Source organism: Corynebacterium sp. BF-R-2 (assembly GCF_024586525.1).
Classification (GTDB): Bacteria; Actinomycetota; Actinomycetes; order Mycobacteriales; family Mycobacteriaceae; genus Corynebacterium; species Corynebacterium singulare.
Genome location: NZ_JAMFTP010000001.1, coordinates 224,753 through 239,611, shown reverse-complemented (window position 1 = coordinate 239,611; position 14,859 = coordinate 224,753). Strand labels below are relative to the sequence as shown.

Sequence of the window (14,859 nt, the reverse complement as noted above, 5' to 3'; positions counted from 1 at the left end):
GGACCGGTCCTACCGGACCTGGGATCAAGACCTGAGCAAGCGCACCTACTTCGGCCACCCGCCCGCCGAGGCTTCGCTGGAGTCTCGCGTATGACCGCGCATCGGCGCACGGCGCTGGTCGCGGCCCTCCTCGGTTTCTTCATCGTCATGCTCGATACGACCATCGTCAATGTCGCCCTCGCCGAGATCGGCACTGGCCTCGACACGACGGTGGGCTCACTGCAGTGGGTCGTCGACGCTTATACCCTCGTGTTCGCCGCGTTCCTTCTCACAGCTGGGGCCGCATGCGACCGTCTCGGGGCCCGCAGGGTCTACCTCGCTGGCCTGGTGGTCTTTGCTGTGCTCTCGGCCGTGTGCGCCCTCGCTCCCACAGGCGGGTTCCTCGTCGCTGGTCGCGCCGTCCAGGGCGTGGGCGCGGCAGCGATCGTGCCGGGCTCTCTGGCATTGCTGTCGGCTGTGTACGACGATCCGAAGGAACGAGCACGCGCCATCGGGCTGTGGGGCGGCGCAGGAGGTGTTGCCGCCGCGATCGGACCGGTCCTGGGCGGAGCGCTGGTGTCGACGATCGGGTGGCGGGCGGTGTTCTCGGTTAACCTCCCCATCGTCGCTATCGGCTGTCTGCTCACCTTGTGGGCAATTCCCGCGCTCACGGGCAGTCACGCGAGACGGGTGGACCTACCCGGACAGGTGCTCTCCGCGCTCACGCTGGTGGCAGTAACCTATGCAGTCATCACCGCAGGCGAACACGGATGGTCACCCTGGCAGGTAGCCGCGCTGATCGCCGGGGGCGTCTTCCTCGCCCTGTTCATCATCGCAGAGCGACGACACCCGGACCCGATGCTGCCGATGGCCTTGTTCACTCGTGCCCGGTTCTCCGTGGCCGCAATGGTAGGGCTCGCGCTCAACATCAGCTTCTTCGGACAACTCTTCGTGCTCTCCCTCTTCTTCCAGCAGTACCTGGGATACGAGCCGTGGCTGGCAGGCCTCGCGCTGGCACCACAGGCGTGCAGCGCCGTGGTCGCGTCACCGCTGGGCGGCCGTGCCGTCGCCCGGTGGGGCGCGTTCCCCACCATGCTCACCGGACTGGTAGTCGGCACGATCGGCTTCAGCAGCCTCGTGCTGCTCACCGCAGAAACCCCTTACGTGGTGGTCGCGGTGTTGACCTTCACGGCTGGATTCGGGATGGCCTTCGCGATGCCGGCCGCGACCTCGGCCGCAGTGGCCTCGGCCCCGCCGGAACATGTCGGCATTGCAGGAGGAGTCATCAATGCCGCCCGCCAGACCGGCAGCGTCGTCGGCGTCGCAGTCCTCGGCGAAATGGTCGCCAGTGGAGCGTTCCTCACAGGCTTCCACACAGCCGTCGCGGTCGCCGGTGGAGTCTTCGGTGCCGCAGCGCTCGTAGTTGCTGCCACCATCATCAGTCACCTACAGGAGCCAGTTACACCTGAAGTTTAGAATCATTGTGTGATGAAGCACCATCGGAGGAGGTAGAAGAAGCCGCCAGTCGAACGCGTACTGTGCTCCGAAACTGGTAAACGCGAATACGAGCACTATGATGACGCCGTGCATGTAGCACTGAAACGGTCGCGACGGGCAGGGCCGCTGCGGATCTACGAATGCCCCTCGTGCGGGTCGTGGCACCTAACCAAGCGCCCTGACTGGGGCAAACCACCGGCGAACTAATGACACTGTACGGGTCTGTCTCGGCGAGGAACGCTCCGGAGCGCGTCTTTCCTGGACGCTCCAGGAGTTTCGTTCTCATGCATAGGCAGCCGAGGCGCGCTGCAAGGCTTGTAGCCCTGAGGTCAGTCGCCTAGGGCTTTGTACAACGTGAGGGCCAAGGCTGTGCGGTCTCTCGCATCGAGTTTCCGCAGGAGGGCCGAAACATGGTTCTTGACGGTTCCTTCGGCGAGAACAAGAGTTTCGGCGATCTCGGGGTTCGTCAGCCCACGGGCGACGAGTTCGGCCACTATGCGTTCACCGCGAGTGAGTATCGCCAGAGGCTCATCTCGGGAGTCTTTAGTTCGCATCGCTGCCTTCGCGACGCGCGGATCGATCACCATCCCACCGTCAATTACCGCATGCAATGCAGCTGTGAGTCCCTCGACAGATGTGTCTTTGAGTAGGAAGCCCGAGGCACCGGCAGCCAGTGCCGACTGCACGAGTGCATCATCATCGAAGGTCGTCAGGACCAGGACCGGCAGACCAGGGTATCGGGTGGCGCATTGGGATGTGAGTTCCACGCCGTCCATACCAGGCATGCGCGCGTCTGTGAGAACCACATCGACTTCTTCATCGGCTAGGGCCGCGAGTGCCGTTTCCCCATCCGATGCCTGGGCCACGATCTCGATCCCACCGGCCGTGGAGAGGAGCATGGTCAGGCCTCGACGTATCAGCTGCTGATCTTCAACCAACAGCACTCGTATCGAGTCTGGACTGGTCACGTCGTCTCCTCTCGGCCGGGGGCGCCAGAGCCGCTGAGCGGCACAACGACGTCGAGGTGGAACTCGCCGTCAATTCTGCGGGCGTGCATGGACCCGCCATGCTCTGCGGCGCGATCGGAAATTCCTCGCAACCCGAACCCGAAGTCGGGTACTGACTCCGGCGGTTCGGCGGCCGTGGCCCATCCGAAGTCGTTGATGACGGCCAACTCCATTCGGCGCTCCTTTACTGCGAGGAAGATACGCACTGTCCGGGCTCGGCTATGACGCAAGGCGTTGGTCAAACCTTCTTGAACTGCGCGGTAGATCAGCAGCGCGACCTCGTCATCACTGGCGAGTTCACGGTCTGACGCTTTATCACCAGACACGTCCACAGTCAGACCGGTGCCTCGGAACGATTCGGCGATGAGCTCAAGTGCGGCAAGGCCGCGGGCTCCGGCGTCTCGGACTGGATTCAGGGCTCGTACCCACATCCGCATCTCGGCGAGAGCGTCACTGGTGGTGTCCTTGGCGGTGCGGATCTCCTCCCACGCCTGGTCAACATCGATCCCACGCATCCTTTCAGCTAGTTCGAGGCTCATCGAGACAAGCGTGAGGCGGTGACCGGGCTCGTCGTGGAGTTCTCGCGCGCTCCGGGCTCGCTCGTCGGAAAGCAGGAGGCCACGATATGCCCATGTGGCACACAAATATTGTATCTAGAAAATCTTGGGTTTCCACTACCAGAAGATTAAACTCACAGTTCTCGGACATGGAGAGGGAAAAGCAGCTGTTGGCTTGCGATATTCAACTGGTCTATTTCCATCGGCTCCTGGGCCAGTTCGACCATCCGATAATAACTACCCCGCTGTGAAATCAAGCAGTTTTCAGCAGTCAAGTACAAAATTGTTCTAAAACCCCAAGTCATCAAGGTGAAATTGGTTTTCCCTTTGGGGTTCATGAAGTTGGATATGAGCACGCGCCTCAATTTAGGCAAAGGGCACCTGTTGAAAGGCGTTTTTGAGGTTAAAAAAAGGCGTTTAGGCGATGCAGATGGCGTTTTCAGGGCTAAAGACGCCTTTCGGTAGATGCCATATGTAGAAGGTAGTGCCGTGGCCAATGGGGGAACAAGGCTTAGGACTCTTTGAAGCCAATGAAAAGGTCCCTTCCGAAATCTCGGAAGGGACCCTTGTTGTGCTTGGAGCAAGTGGCTTATTTGCCGCCCTTGCGCTCCTGCATACGACGCATACGGCGGTTCATGCCGGACATGTTCTGTGCCTGGCGCGGCATGGGGCCTTTAGGCAGACCCGGGGTGGTGCCTGGCATATCATCCATGGCCTCAATGCGGCGGATGTTGTCGTAGGTCTCGTTCTTGTTGAAGTTGCGTGGGAGCTTCATGATGTGGCTGCGCAGCTTCGATACGGGAACCTCATCGTCACCGTTGCCGACGAAGACCTCGTACACCGGCACGCCACCGGCGAGGCGGTCCACACGCTTCTTCAGGCGGTTAAGGGTAGGGCCAACGCGCTTGCGGTCGCCCTCGACAACGAAGATGACGCCGGAGTTGCCGATGACGCGGTGGATGAGATCCTGCTGGCGGGTTGCGGCCACGCCGGTCTTGACCTTCCAGACCACGCCCACGGTGTTGCGCAGCTGCTGCTCAAGCGCCCACCCGGCGGCACCAGGTTGGTCCTCGACCTGCTTGTACATGTCGCGCTCAAGGCGGCGGGTGAACAGGAACATCGCGAGGATGGCGCCGATGCCCAAACCCAGAATGAGCATGAACCACTGGCCGTTGAAGAGCCAGCCAATGAGGAAGAAGAGCAAGCCCATGCCTAGGAAGGCAGCGAGCATGATGGGGATGAGCGCCTTGTCCTGCTTGCGCTGCATGTTGAACGCTTGCCACATCTGTGACCGGGTCTGCTTGCGCTTGGCGCGCTTTGCCGCGCGCTCCTGCTTCTTCGCTTCCTTCAGCGATGCCTTGTCGTCGTTAGCCATGGCTCCTACTTTAAAGGTCAGGGGGTGAAAACGAGAATCGAACTAGCGGATAGTCGCCGCAGCAGAGTCGGCACCCGCCGGGGTCTTGACCATGCGCGTGGTTACCGGGGTCTCCTCAGATGGGCCGTACTTCTCAATCAGGGTGGACGCCTCCTGGGCGGTAGCGCCCTGGGAGGTCTCCGCCAAGTGCTTGAGGTTCTCTGGCAGCTCGAGGCCGCGGGCCTCCATGGCCTGGACGTAGAGGCGGCCGGCGCGGTAAGAGGAGCGAACCAGCGGGCCAGACATGACGCCGCCGAAGCCGAGCTCCTTGGCCAACTTGGAGTGCTCCACAAACTCCTCCGGGCGCACCCAGCGCTCAATCGGGTGGAAGCGGGGACCCGGGCGCAGGTACTGCGTAATCGTGATGATGTCGCAGCCTACCTCGCGCAAGTCACGCAGCGCCTCCTCGATTTCCTCCGTGGTCTCGCCCATACCGAGGATGAGGTTGGACTTGGTGATGAGCCCGAACTCATGTGCCTGGCGGATGACGTCGAGGGAGCGCTCATAGCGGAAGGCCGGGCGGATGCGCTTGAAAATGCGCGGAACGGTCTCCAGGTTGTGGGCGAAGACCTCGGGGCGGGCCTCGAAGACCTCTTGGAGCAGATCCGGCTTGCCGGAGAAGTCCGGGGTGAGGTTTTCTACACCGGTGTGCGGGTTGAGCTCGTGAATCTTGCGGACCACCTCGGCATACAGCCAAGCACCCTCGTCAGGCAGATCATCGCGGGTCACGCCCGTGATGGTGGTGTAGTTAAGATCCATCTCCTGGATGTTTTCGGCCACACGGCGCGGCTCGTCACGATCCAGCTCCTCAGGCTTGCCGGTGGCGATGTCACAGAAGTCGCAGCGGCGGGTGCACTTGTCACCGCCGATGAGGAAGGTGGCCTCACGTGATTCCCAGCACTCATGAATGTTGGGGCAGCCGGCTTCCTGGCACACCGTGTGCAGCGAAGCACCGGATACGCGGGACTTCATGTCTTCGTAGCCCGGTCCGGTGCGGACCTGGTTGCGAATCCAGCGCGGCTTCTGTTCGATGGGCGACTCCGCATTCTTCTTTTCAATGCGGAGCATCTTGCGTCCTTCAGGCTTAACAGTCACAAAAACTCACTTTACGCGTCGGTGTGTGCTCTTCCTAATACAATCAAAGGCCCATAAGCCTTTATTCCCCGGGGTGGGCTTCCTTCTGTGCTTGGCGTGCCTGACGTGCCTTTTCGTTGGCCACCTTGATGGGATCGGGGGCCGAGGCAAAGGTGTGGTCGGCCACGGTGAGCTCGCCGGAGAGGGCCTTTTGAAGGGCGTCGAGAAGCGGGGCCTCTGCCTCTTCCATGGTGACCTCGCGGCCGAGTTCTAGAGAGAGGGTGGAGACGTCGGCGTCGTCGATGCCGCAGGCCACAATGTGCTCGTAGTACTCCAGGGTGTTGGTGCAGTTGAGCGCCAGACCATGCATGGTCACCCCGCGGGTAATGCGAATACCCAAAGCGCCGAGCTTGCGGTCGCGCTTCGGGGCGGCTGGGTCGGCAGCCTGGGTGGTGGAAGGAACCCACACGCCAGAGCGGCCATCGATGCGCCCGGCAGTGGTCACGCCCAGTTGGCGCGCGGCTTGGATGATGGCTTCCTCGAGGCGGCGAACGTAGTCCACGACGTCCACGGGTTCTGCCAGCTTGATGATGGGGTAGACCACGAGCTGGCCCTCGCCGTGCCAGGTGATGCGCCCGCCGCGGTCGACGTCAATGACCGGCAGGCCGTTATCGGGCATATCCTCCGGCTGCGTGCGCTTGCCGGCGGTGTAGACATTGGGGTGCTCCACCACGAGGATGACATCACCCTGCGTGCCCGCTGCCCGGGCCGCCGCAAGCTCAGCCTGCAGATCCCAGGTTTCCTGGTAGCCCATGCGGCCCAGGTGGCGGATCTCCAGTGGCTCGGCGGAAGCGCGGATGGAGCGATCAGCGGGGAAAAATGGTTCGCGGGGAGCAGTCATGGATCCCCATGGTAGTCCCCGCGGCGTCAGAGCTTTTAAGCGACTCCGTTAGCGGAGGCGTACTCCTCAGCGGTCATGAGCTCGCCTGCCTCGGTGACCTCGACCTCGAAGAGCCAGCCCTCACCGAACGGGTCGTTGTTGATGACGGCGTAGTCATCGTGCACATCCTCGTTGACGGCGGTGACGGTGCCAGTGACCGGGGAGTAGAGGTCAGAGACGGACTTGGTGGACTCCACCTCGCCGCAGGTCTCGCCGTGCTCGACGGTGTCACCGACGGCCGGCAGCTCGGCGAAGACAACCTCACCCAAGCGGTCGGCGGCGACGGAGGTGATGCCGACGCGAACGGTGGCACCGACCACGGAATCAGCGGCAGCGTTGATCCACTCGTGGTCCTCGGAGTAGGAGAAATCGGAAGGAAGGGTAGCCATGGGAAACGGTCCTTTCAGTAGATGAATTCAGTAGGCAGTTTACTTCTCGCGCTTGTAGAAGGGCAGCGCGGAAACCTCAAAGGGGTAGCGCTTGCCGCGGATATCCACCTCAACGGCAGTGCCCGGCTCAAGACCAGCGGCGGTATCGAGGAGAGCAAGTGCGACTGGGTGGCCCAGGGTGGGGGAGGGCTGGCCGGAGGTGACGGTGCCCACCTTCTGCTCGCCCACGAAGACCTCCGACCCAGCACGAGCGGCTCGGCGCTGGGAGGAGACGAGGCCGGTGATGACAGCCTTCGGGCCTTCCTCCGCACGCTGGCGCAGTATCTCAGCACCGACGAAGTCCTGCTCCTTCTTGGCAAAGGCGCGGGCCATGCCGGCTTCCACCGGGGTGATGTCACGGGTGAGTTCGTTGCCGTAGAGCGGCATGCCGGCCTCCAAGCGCAGGGAGTCGCGGGCTGCCAGACCACAGGGCTGGAGGCCGTACTCTTCGCCGGCCTTGAGCAGTTCTTCCCACAGTTCCGGGGCATCGGAGTTGTAGACGATGAGCTCGAAGCCATCCTCACCGGTGTAGCCGGTGCGGCAGATGAATGCGTACTTGCGGGCCACCTTGCCGGTCATCGCGGCGTAGTAGGGCAGATCCATGACGGCCTGCTGCTTGGTGTCCTCCACCAGCGGGACGAGGATTTCCATTGCCTTCGGCCCCTGGACGGCAATCATGGCTACGTCACGGGACTCGTTCTTCAGATCCACATCAAAGCCCTCGGCGCGTTCGTTCAGGGCCTCCCACACTGCGTCGGCATTGCCGGCGTTCGGGACGACGAGGAACTTGGTCTCCTCTAGGCGGTAGGAGATGAGGTCATCCATGATGCCGCCGTCGTCGGCGCAGATCATGGAGTATTTCGCCTTGCCCACCTTGAGGGTCGTGAGGTTTGAGATGAAGCAGTAGGACAGGAATTCGGCGGCATCCGGGCCGTTGACCCAGATTTCACCCATGTGGGAGAGGTCGAAGAGTCCGGCGGCGTTACGGACGGCGCGGTGCTCGTCCAGCTCGTTGTCGTACTTCAGCGGCATGTCCCACGGTCCGAAGGCCGTGAAGGTGGCGCCAAGCTTCTCGTGCTCGGCGTGCAGCGGGGAGTGCAGTTGGTCAGTCATGAATTAATCCTCCTGGGTGTTCTCATCGGAGTAGTCGAAGGCCTCGGGCGGCGGGCAGCTGCACATGAGGTTGCGGTCACCGTACGCCTCATCGATGCGGCGCACTGGCGGGAAGTACTTGCCGCGGCGCAGCGATGCCACCGGATAGGCGGCCTGCTGACGGCTGAAGTTAAAGCCCCAGTCATCAGCGGCGACAGCCTCTGCGGTAAAGGGCGCGTGGTGGATGACGGAGTCCTCGTAAGTCACCGAACCGTCGATGATCTCCTGAATCTCAGCGCGGATGGAGCGCATTGCCTCGATGAAACGATCCAGCTCGCCCAGGTCCTCGGACTCGGTGGGCTCCACCATAAGTGTGCCGGCCACCGGGAAGGACAAGGTCGGGGCATGGAAGCCGTAGTCCACGAGGCGCTTGGCCACGTCGGCGGCGGTGACACCGGAGGCGTCGGTAAGCTCGCGCAGGTCAAAGATGCATTCGTGGGCCACCAGGCCCGCGTTTCCGGTGTACAGCACCGGGAAAGAATCCTTGAGGTTCCGTGCCAGGTAGTTCGCGCCAAGGATGGCGTGGCTTGTGGCATCCGTCAGCCCCTGCGCGCCAATCATGGCCAGGTAAGACCAGGAAATCGGCAGCACACCGGCCGAACCATAGCGCGTAGCCGTGGACGGCACGCCCCCGCCATCCTGCGCCGGCTGGGAGGGATCGAGCTGTGGATCGTTGGCGTCGGTAGGCAAGAAGGGAACCAAGTGCTTGGCGACGCCCACCGGGCCCACACCCGGGCCGCCACCGCCGTGCGGGATGGTGAAGGTCTTGTGCAGGTTGAGGTGAGAGACATCGCCACCGAAAGCACCCGGACGGGCCCAACCGGCCAGTGCGTTCATGTTTGCGCCATCAATGTAGACCTGGCCGCCGGCCGCGTGAACCTTGTCGCAGACCTCGCGGACCTCGGGATCGAAGACACCGTGGGTAGAGGGGTAGGTAATCATGATGCCGGCAACGTGTTCGCCGTGCTGCTCAATCTTGGCGTCCAGATCAGCGACGTCGATGGAGCCATCGTCGGCGGTCTTGACCACCACGACGCGCAGGTTTGCCAAGGTGGCCGAGGCTGCATTCGTGCCGTGGGCAGACGCCGGGATGAGGATGACATCGCGGCCCTGGTCACCGTTGGCCACGTGGTAGCGGCGGATGGCCAAAAGTCCTGCCAGCTCACCCTGGGAGCCGGCGTTGGGCTGGATAGACACCTGGGCGTAGCCGGTGATTTCAGACAGCCAAGACTCGAGCTCCTCAATGAGCGCGCGCCAGCCCGCGGTGGTCTCCTCCGGGGCAAACGGGTGGATACCGGCGAACTCCGGCCAAGAGATGGGCTCCATGGCGGAGGTGGGGTTGAGCTTCATCGTGCACGAACCCAGCGGGATCATCGTGCGGTCGAGGGCCAGGTCCTTGTCTGCCAGGGTGCGCAGGTAGCGCAGCATCTGGGTCTCGGAGTGGATGGAGTTGAAGATCTCGTGCTGCAGCGGTGCTTCGGCACGTTGGACGGCAGCCGGAATCTCGTAGGAGCCAGCGGCCGCATCTCCGGAATCATCAGAGGCCTCGGCGCCGAAGGCGGCTGCGAGCGTGGCCACGTCCTCGGTGGTGGCGGATTCGCCGAAGGAGACCGTAACCTTGTCCGAGCCGATAGCGCGCACCAGGTAGCCCTGCTCCTGCAGCTGGGACTTGATGGCCGCGGCATCCACACCGGTCACAGTGACGGTGTCGAAGAACTCGCGGGAAACCAGCTCCTTGCCGGCGCCGCTCACGGCCTGGGCGAAGGCCGAGGCACGGTCATGGACGCGCTGCGCGATGTCCTTCAGCCCCTTCGGGCCGTGGTAGACCGCGTACATGGAAGCCACGTTGGCTAGCAGCGCCTGGGCGGTACAAATATTAGAAGTCGCGCGTTCGCGACGGATGTGCTGCTCACGGGTCTGCAGTGCGAGGCGGTAGGCCGGGCGGCCAGCAGCATCCTTGGACACGCCGACGATGCGTCCCGGCATCTGGCGCTTGAGCTTCTCCGTCACAGCCATGAAGGCTGCATGCGGGCCGCCAAAGAAAAGCGGAACACCGAAGCGCTGCGAGGAGCCGAGGACGACGTCCGCGCCCATCGCGCCGGGGGCTTCAAGGAGGAGCAAAGAGAGCGGATCAGTCACTACGGCGGCAAGCGCACCGCGGGTGTGCAGTTCCTCAATCACCGCACGCGGATCAACAATGTCACCCTCGGTACCGGTGTATGCCAGGATGGCGCCGACAAGGTCCTCACCAACGATGCCATCGCGGACATCGGCGATTTCCACCTCGAGTTCAATGGCGCGGGCGCGCTCCGCAGCCACGGCGAGAACCTGCGGGTGAAGGCGGGAATCGAGCAGAACGCGACGGCCCTTCTTCACCGCGCGCGCCATGAGGCCCACGGCTTCGGCGGTGGCGGAGGCCTCATCAAGCAGGGAGGCATTCGCAATGGGCAGACCGGTCAGGGACTCGATCATGGTCTGGAAGTTGAGCAGGGCTTCCAGGCGGCCTTGCGAAATCTCCGGCTGGTAGGGCGTGTAGGCGGTGTACCAACCGGCATCCTCCAGCAAACCGCGGCGGATGACCGCGGGGGTGAGGGTATCGGAGTAGCCCTGGCCGTAGAAAGACTTCAGCACGACGTTCTGCGAGGCGTACTCGCGCAGCTTGGCCTGGGCATCGTCCTCACTCAGCGCCTCCGGAAGATTGAGAGACTCGACGGCGCGGATGGTGGTGGGGAGGGCGGCATCGACAAGCGCCTCAACGCTGTCATAGCCCACGGCCTTGAGCATCGTCGCACGCTCGGCTTCATTGGGGCCGAGGTGACGAGAGATGAAATCCATGTGTTTGAACTCCTTCGTGGCGTTAGTCAGTATGGCCTAAACCGCCTTTTAGTATAAGGCGTGGCGTATGACATTAACCCCGGCTACCCCTGGCTTTAATGCCCAACCATCCAGCGGTTACTGCGGCGACTACCAAGCCGAGAATAAACGCGGAGGAATAACCCACCGCAGGCCCCAGAAGCGACAGGATGAAGGGCGCGAAGAAGCCGAGATAGGTGAGCGAATAAAACACCCCCGTCGCCGCGCCGAGCTGATCCGGGTGCGCAATCGCCTGCGTTTCCGCCAAGCCCGTGAGCATACCGATGCCGTAGGAACTGCCCATGACAATCGCCGCAATCGGCAACAACGCTACAACCCAGCCGTGGTGCGCGGCGGCAAGGATGACCAGACACAACCCCATGCCGAGGGCGGCGAGCACCATGCCGTGGAAAGGCGTCATTCGAATGCGGCCGGCAAGCTGCTGGATGATGACACCACTTCCCATAGTCACCATGGCCATGAGCCCCGCTACCAGGATGGGACGGTCCAGGTGCTCACTGAGCTGCGAAGGCAGGAAGACGAAGGTTGTGGTGACCGTGCCAAAGACCCATGGCGCATACGCGATGACGTGTAGATAACGCGGGGTTAGCAGACTAGTGGGGAAGAAAGGCTGGCGGGTGGTCCGCCCCGAAGTGGTGGGGAGCTCTGGGACCATCCACACCAGGGGAACCACAACCAGCGCGAGTGCGATGTGGAAAAGGTAGGGAAGCACCGTGGGCCACGGTAGGTACTGCGCAGCAAGCCCTGCGATGCCGGGCGCCAGCGCAAAGCCGGAGGATAAAGCAACGGAGGAACGCTTGGCGCCGATATGCACGTGCGTGCTGAGCTCCTTAATCCACGCCGCTCCCGAGGACATGGCCATGCCCACGGCTGCGCCAATGCACAGTCTGCCGATGAACAGCGGCAGGAACGCACCGTGGAAGCCGAGAAGCAAGATGAGCGAGCCTGCCGTGGTGGTCAGAACTGCTGGGCGCATAACCGCACGGCGCCCGAACGAATCGGACAGGGGCCCGGCTATGAAAAGAGCCAGCATGATCCCGAAGGCGTAGATGCCGAAGAGGAACGTTGTGTGCAGAATTCCCAAGGGCGTGGTGAGTTGATAGACCACCACCATGGGGGCGAAGAGGTTGGCGCCGCACGCTACGAGAAACATGCCGAGAGCAATGCGGAACCACTTCTGAGAAACCATGCGGCCCAGTCTAGTGTGCTGAATCACAGCCGGTGGTTGTTTATGTCCACGGAAAACGACGAAGCTCCCCGCGCCGAAGCACGGGGAGCTAGGACACTCTAAGAACTAGAGGTTGAGATCTGCGGAGAAGTCCGCAGTCTCAAGGCGGTCCTTGATGGTCGTGATGAAGCGACCAGCGTCGGCACCGTCGACCACCTGGTGGTCGTAGGTGAACGGCAGGTAGCACATCTGGCGGATAGCGATAGCATCCTGGCCGTCCTCGGTCACCACAACAGCACGCTTGGTGATGGCTGCGGTGCCCAGGATGCCGGCCTGCGGCGGAACCAGAATCGGGGTATCCAGCAGGGCGCCCTCAGAACCGATGTTGGTCACGGTGAAGGTGGCACCAGTGAGGTCGTTCGGCTTGAGCTTGTTGTTGCGAGCCTTGTCAGCCAGCTCAGCAATCTTCTGCGCAATCTCCGGGAGGGAGAGCTCCTGAGCCTTGTGGATGACCGGAGTCAGCAGGCCCTTCGGGGTGTCCACGGCGATGGCCACGTTCACGTCAGCGTGGTACGTCATCTCCTTGGTCTCCGGGTTGTAGGAAGCGTTGACGTTCGGGTGGGACACCAGTGCCTCAACGGTGGCCTTCACAATGAACGGCAGGAAGGAGAGGTTGGCCTCGTACTTGTCAATGAACGCCTGCTTGGACTGCTTGCGCAGGTCCCAGATAGCGGTCATGTCGACTTCCTGGACGTGGGTCAGCTGAGCGGAAATCTGAAGAGCCTCAACCATCTTGGAAGCCGTGATCTCACGGATGCGGTTGACCTTCTGGGTGGTGCCGATGAGCTCCTGCTTCTCCGGATCCACGGACTTTGTGGACCAGCGAGCACGCGGGTTGGAAGAGTCAGAGCCAGCAGAGGTTGCCGGAGCCTCGCCCTCACCTGCGGCAGCCAGAACATCCTGCTTGCGGATGCGGCCACCAACACCGGTGCCGGAGACAGTGGACAGATCCACGCCGTGCTTCTCAGCGAGCTTGCGCACGAGCGGGGTGACGTACGGAACGTTGTCACCGTTGTTGACCTTGGTGGAGGTCTCCGAAGCCTTCGGCTCGGAGGATGCAGAAGCAGCGGCAGCCGGCTTCTTCTCCTCGGACTTGTCAGCCTTGTCGTCTGCCTTCGGCTCTTCCTTCTTTTCCTCTACCTTGTCCTCAGCCTTCGGCTCTGCCTTTTCTTCGGCCTTGTCGTCCTTGGCGGCTGGGGCGGCGGAGCCGTCGCCAACGCGGGCGATGACTGCGCCGACGTCGACGGTGTCGTCTTCGTCAGCGAGGATTTCAACGAGGGTGCCGGCGACTGGGGACGGGATTTCGGTGTCAACCTTGTCGGTGGAGACCTCGAGCAGTGGCTCGTCAACCTCGACGGTGTCACCAACAGACTTCAGCCACTGGGTGATGGTGCCCTCGGTGACGGACTCGCCGAGCTCCGGCATCTCCACATCGGTGGCCTCACCGGAAGCAGCCGGCTTCTTCTCTTCGGCCTTGTCTTCCTTGGCTTCTGCCTTCGGCTCTTCCTTCTTTTCCTCAGCCTTCGGCTCGGTCTTTTCTTCGGCCTTGTCGTCCTTGGCGGCTGGGGCGGCGGAGCCGTCGCCAACGCGGGCGATGACTGCGCCGACGTCGACGGTGTCGTCTTCGTCAGCGAGGATTTCAACGAGGGTGCCGGCGACTGGGGACGGGATTTCGGTGTCAACCTTGTCGGTGGAGACCTCGAGCAGTGGCTCGTCAACCTCGACGGTGTCACCAACAGACTTCAGCCACTGGGTGATGGTGCCCTCGGTGACGGACTCGCCGAGCTCCGGCATCTCCACATCGGTGGCCTCACCGGAAGCAGGGGCCTGAGCCTCAGACTCTGCATCCTCAGCTGGCTTGTCCGGGGTCTCAGCAGCCTTCTCAGAAGACTCCTCCGCAGCATTGTCAGCGGCCGGGGCGGACTCGCCCTCATCACCGATGATGGCGATGACCTCTCCGACATCGATGGTGTCATCCTCTTCAGCCTTGATTTCGAGGATGGTGCCGGAGACCGGGGACGGAACTTCGGTGTCGACCTTATCGGTGGAAACCTCGAGCAACGGCTCGTCAGCCTCAACGGTGTCACCGACGGACTTAAGCCACTGGGTAATCGTGCCTTCGGTTACGGATTCGCCCAGTTCGGGCATCACAACAGAGTGTGCCATAAGTTATAAGACTCCTCGAAAGTTGGAAGTAGTGAAACGCTAGTGCCCGATTCTACAGCGTGCCCGCACACCGTGCGCACAGGTGGGGTGAATTGGGGCACCCTCCTCACGGGGTAGGCTTGGGAGTCATGTTCAACCCCTTCCGACGCAACAGTTCCCGCTCACAATTGCGCCCGCCACGCGCCCCAGGCGAGACGATCCGTGCGGAGGACGCCCAGGAGCTGCAGCGCTGGGCACAGGGCCGGGCCTATATTGAGGCCTTTATCGAGCCAGAGACCGTGGTCAACGAGATGTCTGTGGTGGTCGTCGACGAAAATGGCGCCTTCATCCGGCGTCGCATCGGCGGTCCGAAAGGCATTGACGCTGTGGCCAAGCTGCTACGGTGCGATGTGTATGACGTCGAGGAAACCGGGTACCCGCAACGTATGCGCGAGCGCATTGAGCGTGAGCGCATCCTCCGCAAGCGGGAAGAACAGCGCGAACGCCGCGAACGCTTCGAGCAGCGTCAACAACGCAACGAGGGCTAACGAGCACTAATGGGGG

At 62.5% G+C, this 14,859-nt stretch carries 13 protein-coding genes; 2 read left to right on the top strand and 11 right to left on the bottom strand.

Translation table 11 applies throughout. The features are described from left to right. Positions 1 to 90: 90 nt before the first annotated feature. The gene (locus tag M5J09_RS01115) at positions 91 to 1,455 is read left to right on the top strand and encodes a DHA2 family efflux MFS transporter permease subunit (RefSeq protein WP_257156688.1); all 1,365 of its coding nucleotides are present in this window, start codon (positions 91 to 93) and stop codon (positions 1,453 to 1,455) included. Between the two features lie 350 nt (positions 1,456 to 1,805). Here M5J09_RS01115 and M5J09_RS01110 read toward each other — a convergent pair whose 3' ends face one another. The 11 genes from M5J09_RS01110 to sucB all read right to left on the bottom strand — a co-directional run bounded on the left by M5J09_RS01110 (position 1,806) and on the right by sucB (position 14,316). Then, positions 1,806 to 2,444 carry a response regulator transcription factor gene (locus tag M5J09_RS01110; protein WP_232254143.1) on the bottom strand — a complete coding sequence of 213 codons (639 nt, stop codon included), beginning with the start codon at positions 2,442 to 2,444 and terminating at the stop codon, positions 1,806 to 1,808. Beyond that, the gene (locus M5J09_RS01105) at positions 2,441 to 3,127 is read right to left on the bottom strand and encodes a sensor histidine kinase (RefSeq protein WP_257156687.1); all 687 of its coding nucleotides are present in this window, start codon (positions 3,125 to 3,127) and stop codon (positions 2,441 to 2,443) included. Before M5J09_RS01105 ends, M5J09_RS01110 begins: the two co-directional genes overlap by 4 nt. 47 nt (positions 3,128 to 3,174) lie before the next feature. After that, a complete protein-coding gene (locus M5J09_RS01100; protein ID WP_257156686.1) occupies positions 3,175 to 3,396 on the bottom strand; it encodes a hypothetical protein in 222 nt (73 codons plus the stop codon). Positions 3,397 to 3,629: 233 nt separating this feature from the next. Continuing rightward, positions 3,630 to 4,415 (bottom strand): DUF4191 domain-containing protein, encoded by a 786-nt coding sequence (locus M5J09_RS01095; RefSeq protein WP_144793140.1) that lies wholly within the window; start codon positions 4,413 to 4,415, stop codon positions 3,630 to 3,632. 42 nt (positions 4,416 to 4,457) lie between these two features. Then, positions 4,458 to 5,522, bottom strand: coding sequence for a lipoyl synthase (gene lipA, locus M5J09_RS01090; RefSeq protein ID WP_257156697.1), 1,065 nt, complete (start codon positions 5,520 to 5,522; stop codon positions 4,458 to 4,460). A gap of 88 nt (positions 5,523 to 5,610) precedes the next feature. Beyond that, the gene (gene lipB, locus M5J09_RS01085) at positions 5,611 to 6,429 is read right to left on the bottom strand and encodes a lipoyl(octanoyl) transferase LipB (protein WP_257156685.1); all 819 of its coding nucleotides are present in this window, start codon (positions 6,427 to 6,429) and stop codon (positions 5,611 to 5,613) included. Between the two features lie 35 nt (positions 6,430 to 6,464). Further along, positions 6,465 to 6,857: a glycine cleavage system protein GcvH gene (gene gcvH / locus M5J09_RS01080; protein WP_257156684.1), complete on the bottom strand. Its 393-nt coding sequence runs from the start codon at positions 6,855 to 6,857 to the stop codon at positions 6,465 to 6,467. A 39-nt stretch (positions 6,858 to 6,896) separates the two neighbouring features. Further along, the gene (gcvT, locus tag M5J09_RS01075; RefSeq protein ID WP_257156683.1) at positions 6,897 to 8,009 is read right to left on the bottom strand and encodes a glycine cleavage system aminomethyltransferase GcvT; all 1,113 of its coding nucleotides are present in this window, start codon (positions 8,007 to 8,009) and stop codon (positions 6,897 to 6,899) included. A 3-nt stretch (positions 8,010 to 8,012) separates the two neighbouring features. After that, positions 8,013 to 10,883, bottom strand: a complete 2,871-nt coding sequence (gene gcvP / locus M5J09_RS01070) for an aminomethyl-transferring glycine dehydrogenase (protein WP_257156682.1) — start codon at positions 10,881 to 10,883, stop codon at positions 8,013 to 8,015. Between the two features lie 73 nt (positions 10,884 to 10,956). Then, complete coding sequence (locus tag M5J09_RS01065; RefSeq protein ID WP_042531622.1) at positions 10,957 to 12,111, bottom strand: MFS transporter; 1,155 nt, start codon at positions 12,109 to 12,111, stop codon at positions 10,957 to 10,959. A 105-nt stretch (positions 12,112 to 12,216) separates the two neighbouring features. Next, entirely contained in the window at positions 12,217 to 14,316 is a 2,100-nt protein-coding gene (gene sucB / locus M5J09_RS01060; protein WP_257156681.1) for a 2-oxoglutarate dehydrogenase, E2 component, dihydrolipoamide succinyltransferase, read from the bottom strand. A 128-nt stretch (positions 14,317 to 14,444) separates the two neighbouring features. On the opposite strand from sucB, the gene M5J09_RS01055 reads away from it, so the two are divergent. Beyond that, positions 14,445 to 14,843 carry a hypothetical protein gene (locus M5J09_RS01055; protein WP_042531620.1) on the top strand — a complete coding sequence of 133 codons (399 nt, stop codon included), beginning with the start codon at positions 14,445 to 14,447 and terminating at the stop codon, positions 14,841 to 14,843. The last annotated feature ends 16 nt before the right edge of the window (positions 14,844 to 14,859 follow it).